The organism is Candidatus Nomurabacteria bacterium, assembly GCA_023898625.1.
Taxonomy (GTDB): Bacteria; Patescibacteriota; Saccharimonadia; order Saccharimonadales; family JAGQNJ01; genus HK-STAS-PATE-36.
Genome location: CP060231.1, coordinates 299,488 through 315,213, shown reverse-complemented (window position 1 = coordinate 315,213; position 15,726 = coordinate 299,488). Strand labels below are relative to the sequence as shown.

The window sequence follows — 15,726 nt, the reverse complement described above, 5'->3', positions numbered from 1 at the left end:
CCTCAACGCCATTTTCCACCATCAGAGAGCTACCAATTATGAAACACTACTTTTATTATAGTCGTGTACGAATCAGCAAGTTGAACTAGGAGAGTGTGCCAAAATTAAATGACACTTTATCACGGCACTCTATCGCATAATTCATCTTAGTTGCGAAGACCACGTTATTATTTATGTGTCGGTAGTAGGTGGTTCTGCCAACCCTAGCCCACTTACAAGCGTCAGTCAGGCTGTAGTTGTTCTTCAGTGCGTCAGCCAACTTCACCATCGTTCTGATATTCATTTTTGTGGGTCTTCCCACTGGATTGCTAAACATAATAAGACTCCTTTTGTTTTTGTACTTACCCTATATATCTATTATCTCAAATTGGTCTAATCACTGGTATTTGAGTTAGCTTTATTGGACGCATATACTAACACCAATGACAGATAATAACGAATGGCTACAATTAGTGGTTACAAAGCTGAATACGTTGTACTTCAACGGCACCGATTTCTTTGATGAACGCTGGGTTTTTGAGTGGGACGCTAAACTCTCAAAAACAGATAATTTTAAGAATGCTAGTCGTGAAGAACGGGCATTAAATACATTAACCAATGCAGAGGTAATTGAAACTCGTTCTGATGAAAACTGGTATCGCAACCAAGTAATAGACGCTCAGGAAGAACTTGAGATTGCCAAGTCAGTGAACCCTAACATACCCAAAGAGTGGGCAAATACTGTCTGGGGTGACTGGCATGAGACTGATCCAGCACATAGAGAGTACGACAACATATGGTTTATAGATAAATTTGACTATGAGCCAGTCCCAATACTTCTCAGCGAAGCTGAGTAAGGACGTGAAGCGTTGTAATGAGAAGAAGCGTAAGATTGGTGGCATTACTGGCGTAGCCTCAGAGGGCTACTTGAATGACCGTATAAATAAAACCGTATACAAAGACCCTGAACGCTTTCCATTACTCCGTCAGGCTGTAGATTTAATGCTTACAGGCGAATACAGCGTCCAGCAAATCTTAGATATTATGAATAATGAATGGGGCTATCGCACGGTTCAGCGTAAGAAAAAGAGTGGCGGTCCACTTGGCCGCTCATCGCTCTATTACATGTTCCGTAACGTTCGTTACGCAGGTTGGGTGCCTGACCCTTATGATGAAGACAAATTGTATGTAGCAGATTTTCCAGCTTTAATGACCCAAGAGGAGTACGACAAAATCCAACTATTACTAGGTCGTCATGGTGGTAAGCGTTTCGCAACTCGTAAACAATTCGTGCTACGTGGCTTTATACGCTGTGGTGAGTGTGGCTGTATGATTACGGCTCAAAGCAAGGAACGCACTAACTCTAAGGGTGTTACACATGTAAATACTTACTGTCACTGTACTGGTAAACGCCCTTGCGGCCAGATTAAGAAGTATGGTTATAAAACCGAAGATGAGCTATTTACAGAATGTGTAGATGAATTGAATAACTGGGAACTCATACCAGAACTCTATGATTGAAGCATGGATGCTATTAACCAAATGGCACAAGCTGAGATACCAGAGCGTAAGAGTGTAGAAACTATGCAGGAGCAAGCTATAAGGGGCTTAAAAGACCAGCTAGATACCCTGTTAGACATGTCTACTCGCAAGCTCGTAGAAGAAAAAGACTTTATAGAGAAATCTGCAAAGCTCAAGGCTGAATTAAAAGAACTGCATAAGCAACAGGCTACCAGTAATGAAAACACTGAGAGCTGGTACGACTATATGACTAATCTAATAAGTAAGTTCATGAACGCTAACGCTAAGTTCGTAAACGGTGATATAGCTGATAAGAAAGAAATACTGTTAGTAATTGGTCAGAACCCAGTGCTTTTAGACGGAAAACTGCAAATAACACCTAACGAATGGCTATTACCATTGCAGGAAAACACAAAACACTTCGTTGCTGAGATAGAAAAGGTTAGAACAATGTCTCAACAGATGAAAAAGAGCCTTCTTGAGGCTCTCCGTCTAGAATGGTACACCCGACAGGATTCGAACCTGTGGCCTCTGGCTCCGCAAGCCAACGCTCTATCCAGCTGAGCTACGGGTGCAAAACTATACATATACATTCTTATGGATTTGCAACAATAAGTATATTAGCATATTTACAGAGGTAACAGCAATAGTTTATAGTGTAGCTAACGGAAGGGTGCAGGAGTGGTTGAACTGGACTGTCTCGAAAACAGTTGTGCCGGGCAACTGGTACCGTGGGTTCGAATCCCACCCCTTCCGCCAGGAAGGAAACTTGCCAAAAGGGTAAGTTTTTTGTTTTCTGTAAAGAAAACAAGGGATTTGAACCCAATGCGGTTCGTATATCCCCCGCAAGCTTTAGCTTGCAAACAGGCGGATATCTACCATCCCACCCCTTCCGCCAGAAGTTGGCTTTCTTGTGGAAGTGTCGCCTAAAAGGACTGCTTTTTTGTTTTGTAAAGCAAACCTAATGTTTTATTACAGGAAGTGAAACTATTGCGTAATAGAAACCATACTTGTTTTTCATACAAACAAGCTCAGTCTGCCCATTAAATATCTAATTGATCTGCTACAAGTACCCTAAAGGAGTATAATAGGCTAATGGGAGATACGCACAACCTAGACGAAACAATCCAACAGGAACAAACTTCAGAATATATGGTAAATCCGCAAGAGGAACTGGCCTGGGAGCACTACAATCCGATAGGAAGTGCTGAGTATGAACAAGCTAATCAAGAGCGGATAGCAGATGGCAAAGTTCAAATTGTAAATATTGGTGATGATGACAAATCTATAACATTGGTTGCCTCAATCAAGATTGATCCAGATACTGGGCAAGTCGTATCGGGACACGAGAGTCGTCCTGAAGCAGAAAGTATGCGAGATACCGAAGCGGCCTTTGCTGACTACATAGCTATTACTCCACCAGAAAGAAGATGTGTGATTTATGAGGGCGACGAAAGACTATTTACGGATAGAGATGAAGCGATTACCCAGGCCACCGATTCTGGTTTAATTCAACACCTGGCCAACAAAGAGAACGTACCCGCTATACCTGGCGAGCCTACTGAATCAGAAGTTGTGGCTGTTATGGAACAACTTGGTGTTAGTAGAGAGGAGCTTCTGGCTTTATATGTTGCTCGTGGTCTCGAGACACAGGTATCTAGTGGTGAGACTGATTTTCTGGCAGGCTATATCAACCATCACGCCGCAACCTTAGGTATTGATGGATTTTATACCTTTTCAGAGGCCGAAAAGCAGGAGATTATAGAAAGTGGCAAGTTTGATGAGCTGAAAGTCGAATTGAATAACAAAGTCGCGCAGATTCTCCCAAGCCTCAATAAATTATACAAACCTATTCTAGACAATAAAGATCTGCTGGTTTTAGTGGATGGCAAAGTTGCAATTAATCCTGAATTTGCTGATGATATTTCCGAGATAACGATGGATAAACTTAACTGGTCTGGTGAACATAGGCTCAATGAGGTGGCTAAACTGAGCATGGAGATGAGAGATAGGGTAATCTTTAATCATATTCTAGAAGCATACAATAGTGGCAAAAGTCCATTTGTTGTTTATGGTGGTTCGCATGTCGTAACGCTTGAGCCTGCTCTAAAGGCATATGTCTCCAGTACGTCACAGTCCTGAACTTTGACTGCTTCTTTCCTTTGTAACAGGCTATAGGTTTGGTTCTGTTTTGGTCTCAACTTTTAACCAAAAAAACGGATTCTAGTAATGTTAGTGGGCACAACAAAGAGGTGGAACTAAGGAATGTTCTTAGGTAGTTCATTTCTGGTATTGGTTTTTCTGATAAAGATATAGAACCCTAGACACAAACAACCTAAAGCTATAAGTGATACACCTATCGTTAGTAGTGTTGAGCTTATCTGACTTACTATGTCCTGAAAAATTTTTTGAACAGGTAAAGAAAAATCTGCCACATCAGTGTTTAATGAGATATGTTTTATCCTTTCATAAAGAATAATAGGAGTAATAAATCTGCATATCAAACAAAGAACTCCACACAAAATTGAAGCTATGCCAACTGTTCGTAATGCACGATATCTTGGTCGTGACAAAAGTAACTCAAATATGAGTAGCAACACAATTAGCAATATTGAGATTAGAGGAAGCAAGGTTAGAATTTTGTAAACATTCGGCAATCTGTTTATTGGTGAACTAGAATTATTGGTTATTTTTGTTAAGTCTACCTTTTGTGGTTGAGTTGCTATTTGCTGGTTGAACTGTTGTTGCGCTTCCAAAATTTCCCCTTCTATGTTTGTGCCTGGAGGGATACAGTTAATGGTGAATATGTCATTTGTAGTTGGCCGTATTTTTCTGGAGCATTTGGGCAAGGTTTTAGCTCTTTCACGTAATCCATCAGTAACCTCTTGTAAGAAAGTAGCTTGTGCATCGTCTACGTTGTAAGAGATGACGAGATTTGTATTTTCTCCACTCAACCAAGCGTAAGCATTAGAAATGGTACTTTCAATATTTTGTTGTATAAGATCACTAGTTACTGATTTGTCGATTGCTTGGCTAATTATTGTATTTAGTGTTGTTGTATTGCTGACCGATGCTACTTGGGTGGCTATTTGTTGTTTTATCCCCTTCTCTACTGTTGAATACAACCCGCTATTATTCAGCGACTGCTTGATAAAATCTTGATTTCCAAAAGTAACCTTAAAAATAACGCCTATAATGAACAGACCCAAACAAGCCAATATTAATACCTTGACCAGTGCTAGTAGTATTATTTTCATAATATCCATGCGTTAATTATGCTATATTGTCATTAGATATGGCAGAAGAAAGTGTTTTTGCAAAGATAATCAAAGGTGAAATACCGTCTTATAAGGTTTATGAGGATGATAAAACCCTGGCTTTTTTAGATATCTATCCGGCAGTTGTTGGCCAAACGGTGGTGGTGCCCAAAATTCAGCTGGAGTTTGTGTGGGATTTGGATGATGAATACTACCAAGCCCTGATGTCAACCACCAAAAAAGTATCTATACACCTACGCAATAAACTAGGTACTAAATTTGTTGGTACAAGGATTGAGGGGGTTGATGTTCCACATGCTCATGTAAAAATCTACCCATTTAATACGATAAATGAATATAATGCCAAACAGAATATGTCTGCCGAACCAGATCACACCGTATTGGCCGAAATGGCAAAAAAGCTAACCATGGAGAACGTCTAATGCCTCCTGTTGTTGTTGCGCTATTGTTTGCTGTTGGTGCTGGAACATGGGTCTATACTAAAATTATGTGTAGCACCGGAGGTAATGCTCAAAATTCGGCAATAACTGCTGGAATCGCCGGAATCTTTGCCTTCGTAATTATGCTGTTAATTCTTAACACTATCGAAAACATGCTTAAGTAAACTAGCCATTTAATGCTAGTTTACTCTTCCCTTTTAGCTAGACAACTGGTAATATTAGGTTTATATGGACGAGGTGGGTCTCGGAAAACAATTACAAGAAGCCAGAATAAAGGCAGGATTGACACAACAAACGTTGTGCCAAAAAGCAGATATTTCATATTCTACCCTGGCAAAGATTGAGCGAGGTGCTATTAAGGCTCCGTCAATTTTTACTATTCAACGGATAGCCAGTGTGCTTGGGTTAACCTTAAACGAACTGTTGGGTATATCAGAATCTCAAGGCTCTGGATTCCCACCAATTGTGCCAAAAAAGGTCAGTAAATCTGGGGTGCGTTTTGTGTATTTTGACGTCAACGGATGTTTGGTTCAGTTTTTTCACCGCGCTCTGGAGCGAATTAGCGAAGAATATGATTTATCGCCAGATGTTGTAGAAATGGCCTTTTGGCAACATAACGATATGGTTTGCAGGGGTGAAATATCCATAGAGGAGTTTAATAAACGATTCGCAAATGATCTTAATATAGATAATATTGACTGGGCTAAGTACTACACAGAAGAAGTAGAGCTAGTTCAGGGAATGGACGATTTATTATCTTGGGCTATTGAAAATTACCATGTCGGGTTAATGACCAATATAATGCCCGGATTTTTGAATGAATTAATTGACCACAATCTTGTGCCTAATATCAACTACGACGTTATTATCGATTCTTCAGAAGTCGGAGCAATAAAGCCAGAAGAAGCAATCTATGAGGAAGCAGAAGATCGGAGTAATTGTCAGCCATCAGAAATACTGTTGATAGACGACAGTCGGCCAAACTTGATGACTGCCAGCAAAAAAGGCTGGAAAGTGCTTTGGTTTAATAGCAATAACCCAGAGCAAAGCATTTCACGCATCAAAAACGCCCTCGAATTTGAAGACTAGAGCACAAATAAAAATACCCCAATCATCTATCAATCGCTTGTTCAGCGAACTCACCTGAGCTGGTGAGCGATGATTGGGGTGAAACTCGACTTACCATAGCACTGAGTGTGCTACAATCCGGGATTCGAGAAAACCGGGTGGCCTTTGCTCTAAAGAGCGGTCTACCACAATGACCTCGGTATTGTGCCATATTCCCTGTACAGGAACGTACACTCTAGCTTGTGCCGAATCAAGCAAATCCCCTCACAAAGCATGGGTTGCTTCATGTCTGCTATTACTAACAGAGTGATTTATCGTTGCCGGGTTGCAACAGCAATAGTTCTTTACGGTGCCTTACCGTTGTAGGCGCATTGTTTGCGGTGATGTAAGGCTAATGCGAGGCCTTTTTGTTTTTAGGTGAATGTACCTCTCTTTCTGCCCAGGCTGTCCTCATACGCGACAGAATGGACGGTGGTCTTGAACCTCACTCCTTCGGAGGTTGTCTTCAAGGTAGCGAAGACCATCTCTTGCGAACGACCGCAGGAGCCGCCAGAGCGGTAGTCCTGGGTGGCCCGCACTTCATTGCCAACGACACGGATGTCTGTCCATCCGCCGTCCCTGTCCAGGGCATCAGCCACGTGTTGTGGCAATGCCGTTATGGGCAATACGCCCTCACGGCTTGTTGGGATCCAATCTGAACCCCATGCTCTTCTCCACCCGACCACGTCGTCGAGAGAGATGCGGTAGGAGGGCGCCATCGGCGCCACAACCCCGGAGGCGATAAAGGCCTCCACGACAGGAGTGAGACTATCGTCCCACTCCACCGCATACGGCAGGCCATTTTCTGGCACTATCACCAGAAAATGCCTTTGCCGAAGGGCTTCATAGCCCCACGGCCGGTAGCTGACTGTACCGCGGTACAGGAAGCTCTCGCTTCCTTCCGCACTCTCCTTCGTGGGAGGGACCTTCCCCGCCCAGGGGGCAAGCTCTTCCAAGATCTTAACGTCCATCGTTTTTCCTCCGATGGTTTATGTGCGTTTGGCGGTGTTGCCGGGCTGCACGCCCCAAAGATCTCCTACTAATCGGAAGCCTTTGGGCCGGCTTTTTCTAACGTAGCTACAAAAAACCGAGCCCAAAAGCTCCGTAAATTAACATAAGAGACCACTTGGGATTAATCCGAATGAGAGGCTTCATTTAAAAGAAATGATCTTTCACAAGTGACCTCTCGTGCCTACAACTAACAAAGCTTTTAACGAACTTGGGCGCTTCTTAATAAGAATGCCCAATAAATACATCAGTTCTCGTAAGTTATCTATTCAACATTCTAGAAGGTAGCTTTAGCGCCGTGAAAGCCTCTCTGAAATCGAACGCTAAAGCTATCAAACAGGTTAAACGAGGCAGATGGTACTTCGTGGCTAGTAGTTCAACAACTGTTATTGCATACAACAGATGAAGTGTATAGTTTCCAATCTGTGCCCAGCGGTGCGGAAATGCAAAAAAGCAACTTCGCAATCAATACAATATGCGGTGCTCAACCGTATTCTTCATTCTCTATTGTAGGATCTCGATCTGTTAACAGAGAGTTCAACCACATTAGAGTTAGTTTTATTACTACCACTTATACCAAAAATGTTCGATTCGACTGAAGCCTCTCATTCAATCGACTGCGTACATTATGCCAAATAATATTCAAAATGTCAATATCGTGATTATGTATCGATACATAACAGATGTAAACATGTAATGAGTTTGTCAAAATAGCATTGACAATCACACATTATCTATGCTAATATCTTAATGATGACCCCAGATCTTCTTAAAACAATAGGATTAACTGATTCTCAAGCAAAAACCTATCTGTTATTAATTGAAAAAGGTGAACTATCCCCTCCTGAAGTTTCTAAATTGTCTGGAGAATCTCGCACCAATACGTATATGATTCTTGATAAGTTGGCGTCTTTAGGACTAATAGAGAAAAGTTCAAATAATAACAAAATATCATACCGATCATTAAACCCAATAGCCATCGAAAAACTTGTAGAGGAACGGCGTAAGCAGTTTATTGAGGCTGAGCAAGCCATAAAACATGCTATGCCTAAAATGCTGAGCTATTTCTACACTTTTACAGAAAAGCCTGGTATACGGCTTTTAGAGGGTGTTGAGGGGTTAAAAGAGATCTATGCCGACACTTTGCGTACAAAACAAGATATTTATTTCTTACGTACACCAAAAGAGATCCAAACCCTAGGTGATGAGTATTTTGAAAAGTACAAAAAACGACGCGCAGATCTTGGTATTGCTACGTATGCTTTTACGACAGAGAAGGATGACAGTCGCCAATATTCACAATCAGATAAGATATACAATGTAATAAGAACCTGGTTACCAGAAGAATCATACACTGCATCCGTAGAAGTTGACGTATACGGTGATAAGACGGCATTTTTGAGTTATGGCGAAGACGTTATGGGGGTCATAATTCAAAGCCCAACCATCGCAACCGCGATGAAACAACTACTTTTAGGCTTAAGTAAAAACGAGTAACGCACAAAATCATAGACCGCACTAACTTATGAATCTCCCTTTAAGTTAGTATCCAGCTTTATCCTTTCATCTATGGAATTTAAAAGCAAGGATAGGTTGTGTGTCATAGTCCTAAAAGAAGACTCGTTAATTTCATCCGCTTCTGTGTAAAAGTGACTTCCGTCACCTCGCGTAGCTGAAAGAAGTGTACCTAGAAGGTCACCTTTACGTGATAGCTTGCTTGTTTCACGAGGGTCACGACCAATATCAACACTATACCCATGTGGAGCGCTAGGATCTTTGTCGATTCTAATTGAAATAGTGTTGGTGGTTATGTCTCCGCGTTCGGTATGAATAGTTTGCGCGTATCGCTCCTCTGCTTCAGGCAACTCATGTTGCAAGGAGAATTCAATTCTGTGATCGCTAACACTAATCTTGAGTTTTCCAGGATAGTGGTAAAAATCGGGATACTCCTCATAATCAGATTCTTTCACTGATGAAATGTCTTGATCATCATAATAATCAATAGAGTCATAGCAAACTTCAAATTCTCCAGTAGTTCCAGTGCTCCTATTGGTTATTTTGGCTTGTTCAATAAAACTATGAGCACCAAATCCTGTCGCGGTTACATAGTCGACAAAACCAAGCGAGGAACTTACGGCTATTGATAGAATTGCTAGGTCCCGTAGGGCTAGATCTTTAGGGCCGATATTGGTACCAAGGTCTACATCAATATCATAGGATAGTAGCATAATTACTTCTTGAAGTTTGCTCGATACGGCTTTGCCAATGTTTGGTTCTAGTTGCCCTAAACCTTCACCCAGTATAGATGTACCTTGATCGGCAAAAGAAAGTAATTCTTCTAAGAATTCGTCTCGATGGTTAAATACATAAGGATTATTATCTTCGTTGTCATGAACAGCAGTAGAATCCTCGTGAAGATATGGTTCAAGAGGTGGGCCGTAATGGTCTAGTTTTGAATAATCATTTTGAGGACCAAGACCTATTCGTCGCATACAATCTGCAACAAAAAGCTCAACATCTTCTTGAGAATATTGAGATTCGGAGCTATTTATTGGATCTTTGTTTGACATTTTTGTCTTTGCTTAGCTTAATTGACTATACCACAAACCATAACAAAAATCAATAAGCAACCAAGGTAATTAGCTATCTACCCAGGTGGGGATAATTGCCTAGTAATCTAATTTCGATCAGTTATTTGCTAAGTTGTTTGTATTGGGTTTGTAGTAACTCATTTTCCTCTAGTAGTGTTGATAGTTGGTTTTTAGTTTGAGTTACTATCTGTTCCGGTGCATTCGATGTGTATGCCTTGTTAGCGAGCCGTTTTTGAAGCCCGGTAATCTCCTGCTCTTTTTTTTCTATCTTTAGTTTTAATGTATTCTTGTATGCCGATAGCTTCTCTGTATCTACTTCTAGCCATGCTTGTGCGCTAAGTAAACGCACCCCTTTGCTGTTGCTGTTTTCAATACTACCTAACTTGCATAGATTGATTAGCAGATCTGAGTTATTAGCGACAATTCCTGAACTACTAAATAAAACAGGCTTTGTTAGTCCAATGTTTTTGCTAAGTTGGCGAAGCTCAGTTGTGATATCCTTAATTTTCTCGAATTCTTTCGATTTTTTAGTGTCAAAACCCTCTACCTTTGGCCACTCAGAAACTATCAGTAGGCACTTATTCCAGTCCAGTTCTTGCCAGATCGCTTCTGTTACAAACGGCGCAAAAGGATGAGTTATTTTAAGAACCGTTTCAAGTACAAAAGTGAGCATACCCTTCCCTGCTTTAGTTTTTGAGGCTTCTATATACCAATCTGCTACCTCTGACCAAACAGTATGGTAAACGGTATCGAAGGCTTCGGAAAAACGATATTCTTCAAGATAAGAACTGACCTGGTTGCCGGCATGTTGTAAAACTCCCAACACCCAATGATCTGCTACTGTTTGTGGAATTGGAGGAGTTGGTGTGTAGGTGTTATCTTCTGCTTTAGACTCAACATATCGGGCTATATTCCATAGCTTATTTGCAAAGTTGCGAGCCCCAATTATTTTGTCAGTAGTGAATGGCTGATTATTTCCAGCTGATTGACCAGTTATAATTCCCATTCTTAGGGCGTCAGAACCATATTCATCAATCATATCCATAGGGTTTACAACATTACCCTTGCTTTTACTCATTTTAGCACCGTGCTCATCAAGAACTAACCCATGTAAATATACTGATTTAAATGGAACTTCGCCGGTAATGTAGATGCCGAGCATTATCATGCGTGAGACCCAAGGGGCAAGAATATCTACCCCGGTCTCCATAACACTTAATGGATAAAATTCCTTGAATTTTTGCCCATCTGGGTAGTCTAGTGTGGCGTATGGCCACTGTCCACTAGAGAACCAAGTGTCAAAAACATCTGGGTCACGGCGATAGGTCTTGTCATTTATTGTTAAGATTTCTTGATCTGTCCGAGTGTCAAATATCCAATCGTCTGGATCATCGACATTCTGAAAAGCTGGAATCGGGATACCCCAGGCAATTTGTCGGCTAATGTTCCAATCTCGCAAACCTTCTAGGTATGTAATCAGTTGTATCCTCTTACTCTCTGGGTAGAATTGGATTTGTTTATCTTCTAACACACTAATTGCTTTACGTACCAAAGGCTTCATATTAATGAACCACTGGTCACGTACCAGAGGTTGAATGACGGTGTCGCATTTATAGCAATGCCCTACCCGGTGTTCGTGATCTTCAACCTTTTCCAGTAACTCTTGTTCTTCAAGCTCTTTGACGATTTGCTTGCGTGCTTGATCAACAGAAAGACCGTGATATTGGTGAGGGGCATCATGACCAATCTCCCCTGCTTCGGTTATTACCTTAAGTAGGGGCAGATTATGTTTTTGGGCAACGTCGAAATCATTAGGGTCATGAGCAGATGTGATCTTTACTGCACCAGTCCCAAATTTGGTGTCAACCATCTCGTCGGAAATTATAGGAACTTCTCTGTTGGCTAATGGAATTACAGCAGTTCTACCTACCAAGTGCTTAAAGCGTTTATCGTTTGGATGAACGGCTACCGCTACATCGCCAAGCATTGTTTCTGGCCTAGTAGTGGCGATAAGGATATATGAATTTTTATCCTTAATACCGTTAAGCGGTGATAAAGGGAATTTGATGTAATACATCTTCCCTACTTCAGTTTTGTAGACTACTTCGATATCTGCAAAAGCAGTGCCATGGAAGGTACAGAAGTTGACCAGTCTTTCGCCTCTGTAAATTAGCCCTTCGTCCCACATTTTTTTGAATGTAAGGTTTGCTCGATTTATTATTTTCTTATCAAGAGTGAATGTAAAGCTATTCCAGTCAACGCTTGCACCAAGACGCCTGAACTGTTGTTGATAGTTTGATTTATTCTGCGCAACAAAATCCCAAATTTGCTTGTACAGATCTTCTCTGGAGAAATCAAACCGACTCTTCCCTGCTTTGTTGAGTTCTTTTTCAAAAACAACTTGTGTCTCAAAACCAGCGTGGTCTGCCCCAGGTACAAATAATGTGGCTTTCCCTTTCATACGTTGGTAACGAACTGCAACATCTTGCAGAGCGTTTGTCAGCGCGTGGCCAATATGCAAGTTCCCATTTGCATTTGGGGGTGGCACAACAATACTAAATGTCTCAGAACTACCCCTATTTACTGGAGTAAATGCCTGGTTTTCTTCCCATAATTTATAGATTTTTGATTCATATTTTGTGGGTTCGTATGATGAAGATAGTGCCATAAGGGGTTATTTTATCACTTTTTAATAAAAAAATCACCTCTGTCAGAGATGAATAATACTTTTCACGTGAAAACAAACTTATACAATCACTAGCGACTGCAAGCTTAAATTCCCACCCTCCATAACTGATAAATTTGTTTCTAATGTGCTATCTCGATGGGTTTCGAGACGGTACCTACGTTTTTGTTTTAGTAAGCTAAGCATAACAAAGAGATGTTATGTAAACAATATTGACAAATAGCATAAGCGCTGTTATAATGTGAAGCTTATGTTTTTAGAAGAAGGCTTTGAAGAAACAATTATCGAGACTTCTTGGTCGGAGTTGCGTCAATCAAGTGGTGTATACGATGAAGCGCTTGGTCGTGAACAAACCAACCTTGAGTTTGTTGAGTTTTATACTAGACAACTTGGCGCTTATGCAGTTTTTCTAAATATGAATGGCAAACTAAACACTGAGGCGAGCAGACATAACAGTGCCGTAACACGGACGGGCGAGGGCGAATATCTGTTTGCAGTGGTTGCTAAGTTTCCTGCTACATCGAGAGATTAGGCTCAATATCTAGGGAATTAGGGTCTGCTGTCGGCTGATCACATTTCATCTTAAAGCACCCCAGAGTAGCAATCATAGCGCCATTATCGGTGCAGAGTTTTGGATCAGTATATTCAACATCGATTGGTAGTCGTTCAGATAACTGATGTCGTAACTCAAGGTTAGAAGCAACACCCCCAGCAATGACCACGCTATTTACGGCATAAGTGCGAAAGGCGTCGAGTGTTTTGTCAACGACTGTTTCTATTGCTACTCTTTGAAAACTTGCAGAAATATCTTTGCGCTGAGAGGCATTTAGACGCTCTGCAAGCCGAAAACTTTCAAAAGTGTGGTCTACACCCAAAATGTTCTGAGTCGCCCTTAAAACGGCTGTTTTAAGCCCAGAGAAGCTAAAATCATAACGGTTTTCCATTCGTGCTTTGGGTAATTGCAAGGCATTTGGGTTTCCTCCGCTGGCAGATTTTGCGATACTTGGCCCTCCGGGGTAGGGGAGGCCAAGGATTTTAGCTACTTTATCAAAAGCCTCTCCAATCGCGTCGTCGTGAGTTTGGCCAAGTAGTTGGTAGTTAAAATGATCCTGGAACAATACTAGTTGTGTATGTCCACCGCTGACAATAAGCGCCAAAAGAGGGAAGTTGGGCTGTTTTTTTGGAAGGTTGTATCCAGATAGCGCCGTTTTGGTTAAGAAGTTGGCATATACATGACCCTCGACATGGTTGCAGGCGTAAAGTGGTTTATTTTTAGTTATTGCCAAGGTTCGCGCTGTCAATACCCCGATTAACAAGGAGCCTCCTAGCCCAGCGCCATTAGTAACGGCAATGGCGTCAATGTCTTTCCAGTTTAACCCAGATTGATTAAGTGCATCTTTTAGAGTAGGTGTCATGGCTTGAATATGCTCACGGGCAGCAATCTCTGGTACTACACCACCATATTTGGCGTGGATATTCATACTGCTAGCAGTTGAGCAGGCCAATAATGTATCACCATTTTTAACAATACCAACGGATGTTTCATCGCAACTACTTTCAATTCCCAGAACAATCATTGGTATAAGTATAACAGGTATAAAAGTATCAGCAGTTGATTTTTGATTATTGTTGACCAGTTGTATTATTAAAATATGAATAGCCGAAAACTGGTTAAATCAATAATACCAAAAGGAGCGTTTAAGCACATAGAGCCGTATGGTCACTGGGCCGAGGCAATTATTGCCCAGCAAAAGTCAGGGTATCCTGCAAAGAAGCTGAAGGTTATTGGGGTAACTGGCACTGATGGCAAAACAACGACTTGTATGTTGATTGCTAGCATATTGCGTAGTGCGGGTCATAAAACAGCAATGATTACCACTGCTTCGGTGGATTTTGGTGATGGAGAAGGCGAACAAGAAAACCCAACACAATTGACCACAGGGAGTGCTAAGCAACTTAATCGTTTGATATCAACAATTAACAATAACGGTGTAGAGTGGCTTGTTTTAGAAGTTTCTAGTCATGCTTTGTGGCAACGGCGGGTCTGGGGGATCCCTTTTACCTTAGCGGTGCTAACAAACTTGAGCCCAGAGCATCTGGATTATCATGAAACTTTTGAAAACTATCGTAAAGCAAAAGAAAGACTCTTTAAGCTAGCAAACACCAATAAACATGGTTTGAAAACTGGAATTATCAATGCTGATGACAAGTCTGCAGAATACTTTAAGCACGATATTCAGACTGCCGTAACCTACGGAATTAACAAGGGCGATTTGAGGGCATCGAAAATAGAATCAACATTAAAAGGTAACAATTTCTTAGCTACCATAGATGGTGATGTTTACAAAATCAAATCTCCATTAATCGGTGGTTTTAATGTCTATAACGTACTAGCAGGTGTGGCTGTGGGGCGAATTGTTGGTTTATCACCCAAAGATATCGAAAAAGGAGTTGCCAATTTAGCTTATGTGAATGGTCGAATGATGCCGATTGATGAAGGGCAAAATTTTCATGTCTTAATTGATTATGCGGTTACTCCAGGGGCAATCGAAAGCGTACTAACAACAACACGCCATTTAGCAGGGAAGGGCAAGTTACACATTGTGTTTGGCGCAACTGGGGATCGTGACAAAACAAAGCGTCCTAAAATGGGTGAAGTAGCTAGCAAGCTCGCAGATAAAGTTTACTTAACAGATGATGAAACATACACTGAGAATGCTGAGGCAATCAGACAAGCGGTTTACGGTGGTGTTAAGAAGAATTATCGCTCAAAAGTCACCATGTATGCTGATCGTACTAAAGCAATTGAGTCGGCATTAAAAAATGCCAAGAAGGGTGATGTGGTCATAATATCTGGTATTGGACACCAAACAACTCGCAATATGGGTGGCAAAAAGATTGCCTGGAGTGATATAGATGTGACTAAAAAAGTTCTAAAAAAATAACAGCCAAGAAGCTGTTTAGTGTGAATGATGAAATATGAATTAGGGGCAGTGATTTTCTCGATTTCTGTAATAGAAAGAGTGGCACACTGCCCAGGTTGGTAGATGTTAATCGCTTGCGACCTGAGGGGCGCAGGCCTTGATGTTGACGACGTTGTCAACCGGCCTGCAACC

At 41.3% G+C, this 15,726-nt stretch carries 15 protein-coding genes and 2 tRNA genes; 10 read left to right on the top strand and 7 right to left on the bottom strand.

Features of this window, described 5'->3' with window-relative positions:
• Positions 1–85: 85 nt before the first annotated feature.
• A complete protein-coding gene (locus H6793_01655) occupies positions 86–316 on the bottom strand; it encodes a hypothetical protein (protein USN95849.1) in 231 nt (76 codons plus the stop codon).
• A 106-nt stretch (positions 317–422) separates the two neighbouring features.
• Between H6793_01655 and H6793_01650 the strand changes: the two genes are divergently transcribed.
• Both H6793_01650 and H6793_01645 read left to right on the top strand, forming a co-directional pair.
• Entirely contained in the window at positions 423–836 is a 414-nt protein-coding gene (locus H6793_01650; GenBank protein ID USN95848.1) for a hypothetical protein, read from the top strand.
• Between the two features lie 4 nt (positions 837–840).
• Positions 841–1,500, top strand: coding sequence for a hypothetical protein (locus H6793_01645; GenBank protein USN95847.1), 660 nt, complete (start codon positions 841–843; stop codon positions 1,498–1,500).
• Between the two features lie 498 nt (positions 1,501–1,998).
• Here H6793_01645 and H6793_01640 read toward each other — a convergent pair.
• A tRNA-Arg gene (locus H6793_01640) sits at positions 1,999–2,075 on the bottom strand.
• Positions 2,076–2,167: 92 nt separating this feature from the next.
• Between H6793_01640 and H6793_01635 the strand changes: the two genes are divergently transcribed.
• A tRNA-Ser gene (locus tag H6793_01635) sits at positions 2,168–2,259 on the top strand.
• A 336-nt stretch (positions 2,260–2,595) separates the two neighbouring features.
• On the top strand, positions 2,596–3,642 hold the full coding sequence (locus H6793_01630; GenBank protein ID USN95846.1) for a hypothetical protein: 1,047 nt from the start codon (positions 2,596–2,598) through the stop codon (positions 3,640–3,642).
• A 116-nt stretch (positions 3,643–3,758) separates the two neighbouring features.
• On the opposite strand, the gene H6793_01625 is transcribed toward H6793_01630, so the two are convergent.
• A complete protein-coding gene (locus tag H6793_01625; protein ID USN95845.1) occupies positions 3,759–4,766 on the bottom strand; it encodes a hypothetical protein in 1,008 nt (335 codons plus the stop codon).
• Between the two features lie 29 nt (positions 4,767–4,795).
• Here H6793_01625 and H6793_01620 point away from each other — a divergent pair, with 29 nt between their 5' ends.
• The 3 genes from H6793_01620 to H6793_01610 all read left to right on the top strand — a co-directional run bounded on the left by H6793_01620 (position 4,796) and on the right by H6793_01610 (position 6,307).
• Positions 4,796–5,200: an HIT domain-containing protein gene (locus H6793_01620; GenBank protein USN95844.1), complete on the top strand. Its 405-nt coding sequence runs from the start codon at positions 4,796–4,798 to the stop codon at positions 5,198–5,200.
• On the top strand, positions 5,200–5,382 hold the full coding sequence (locus tag H6793_01615; GenBank protein ID USN95843.1) for a hypothetical protein: 183 nt from the start codon (positions 5,200–5,202) through the stop codon (positions 5,380–5,382). The genes H6793_01620 and H6793_01615 overlap by 1 nt, the downstream gene beginning before the upstream one ends.
• A 64-nt stretch (positions 5,383–5,446) precedes the next feature.
• Complete coding sequence (locus tag H6793_01610; protein USN95842.1) at positions 5,447–6,307, top strand: HAD-IA family hydrolase; 861 nt, start codon at positions 5,447–5,449, stop codon at positions 6,305–6,307.
• A gap of 392 nt (positions 6,308–6,699) precedes the next feature.
• Here H6793_01610 and H6793_01605 read toward each other — a convergent pair whose 3' ends face one another.
• Complete coding sequence (locus H6793_01605; GenBank protein USN95841.1) at positions 6,700–7,296, bottom strand: hypothetical protein; 597 nt, start codon at positions 7,294–7,296, stop codon at positions 6,700–6,702.
• 787 nt (positions 7,297–8,083) lie between these two features.
• Here H6793_01605 and H6793_01600 point away from each other — a divergent pair.
• On the top strand, positions 8,084–8,830 hold the full coding sequence (locus H6793_01600) for a hypothetical protein (GenBank protein ID USN95840.1): 747 nt from the start codon (positions 8,084–8,086) through the stop codon (positions 8,828–8,830).
• A gap of 26 nt (positions 8,831–8,856) precedes the next feature.
• Here the strand turns inward: H6793_01600 and H6793_01595 are convergent, their stop codons facing one another.
• Positions 8,857–9,903, bottom strand: coding sequence for a hypothetical protein (locus H6793_01595; GenBank protein ID USN95839.1), 1,047 nt, complete (start codon positions 9,901–9,903; stop codon positions 8,857–8,859).
• 121 nt (positions 9,904–10,024) lie between these two features.
• Positions 10,025–12,592: a valine--tRNA ligase gene (locus H6793_01590; GenBank protein ID USN95838.1), complete on the bottom strand. Its 2,568-nt coding sequence runs from the start codon at positions 12,590–12,592 to the stop codon at positions 10,025–10,027.
• Between the two features lie 268 nt (positions 12,593–12,860).
• Here H6793_01590 and H6793_01585 point away from each other — a divergent pair, with 268 nt between their 5' ends.
• The gene (locus tag H6793_01585) at positions 12,861–13,142 is read left to right on the top strand and encodes a hypothetical protein (GenBank protein ID USN95837.1); all 282 of its coding nucleotides are present in this window, start codon (positions 12,861–12,863) and stop codon (positions 13,140–13,142) included.
• Here the strand turns inward: H6793_01585 and tsaD are convergent.
• Positions 13,126–14,187, bottom strand: a complete 1,062-nt coding sequence (tsaD, locus tag H6793_01580) for a tRNA (adenosine(37)-N6)-threonylcarbamoyltransferase complex transferase subunit TsaD (protein USN95836.1) — start codon at positions 14,185–14,187, stop codon at positions 13,126–13,128. The genes H6793_01585 and tsaD overlap by 17 nt on opposite strands.
• 75 nt (positions 14,188–14,262) lie before the next feature.
• Here tsaD and H6793_01575 point away from each other — a divergent pair, with 75 nt between their 5' ends.
• Positions 14,263–15,555: a UDP-N-acetylmuramoyl-L-alanyl-D-glutamate--2,6-diaminopimelate ligase gene (locus H6793_01575; protein ID USN95835.1), complete on the top strand. Its 1,293-nt coding sequence runs from the start codon at positions 14,263–14,265 to the stop codon at positions 15,553–15,555.
• Positions 15,556–15,726 lie beyond the last annotated feature (171 nt).

Bases quoted from the DNA above. Each gene is read 5' to 3' on its own strand.
- H6793_01655 (USN95849.1), bottom strand. From the start codon at position 316: ATGTTTAGCAATCCAGTGGGAAGACCCACAAAAATGAATATCAGAACG.
- H6793_01650 (USN95848.1), top strand. From the start codon at position 423: ATGACAGATAATAACGAATGGCTACAATTAGTGGTTACAAAGCTGAAT.
- H6793_01630 (USN95846.1), top strand. From the start codon at position 2,596: ATGGGAGATACGCACAACCTAGACGAAACAATCCAACAGGAACAAACT.
- H6793_01625 (USN95845.1), bottom strand. From the start codon at position 4,766: ATGGATATTATGAAAATAATACTACTAGCACTGGTCAAGGTATTAATA.
- H6793_01620 (USN95844.1), top strand. From the start codon at position 4,796: ATGGCAGAAGAAAGTGTTTTTGCAAAGATAATCAAAGGTGAAATACCG.
- H6793_01615 (USN95843.1), top strand. From the start codon at position 5,200: ATGCCTCCTGTTGTTGTTGCGCTATTGTTTGCTGTTGGTGCTGGAACA.
- H6793_01610 (USN95842.1), top strand. From the start codon at position 5,447: ATGGACGAGGTGGGTCTCGGAAAACAATTACAAGAAGCCAGAATAAAG.
- H6793_01605 (USN95841.1), bottom strand. From the start codon at position 7,296: ATGGACGTTAAGATCTTGGAAGAGCTTGCCCCCTGGGCGGGGAAGGTC.
- H6793_01600 (USN95840.1), top strand. From the start codon at position 8,084: ATGATGACCCCAGATCTTCTTAAAACAATAGGATTAACTGATTCTCAA.
- H6793_01595 (USN95839.1), bottom strand. From the start codon at position 9,903: ATGTCAAACAAAGATCCAATAAATAGCTCCGAATCTCAATATTCTCAA.
- H6793_01590 (USN95838.1), bottom strand. From the start codon at position 12,592: ATGGCACTATCTTCATCATACGAACCCACAAAATATGAATCAAAAATC.
- H6793_01585 (USN95837.1), top strand. From the start codon at position 12,861: ATGTTTTTAGAAGAAGGCTTTGAAGAAACAATTATCGAGACTTCTTGG.
- tsaD (USN95836.1), bottom strand. From the start codon at position 14,187: ATGATTGTTCTGGGAATTGAAAGTAGTTGCGATGAAACATCCGTTGGT.
- H6793_01575 (USN95835.1), top strand. From the start codon at position 14,263: ATGAATAGCCGAAAACTGGTTAAATCAATAATACCAAAAGGAGCGTTT.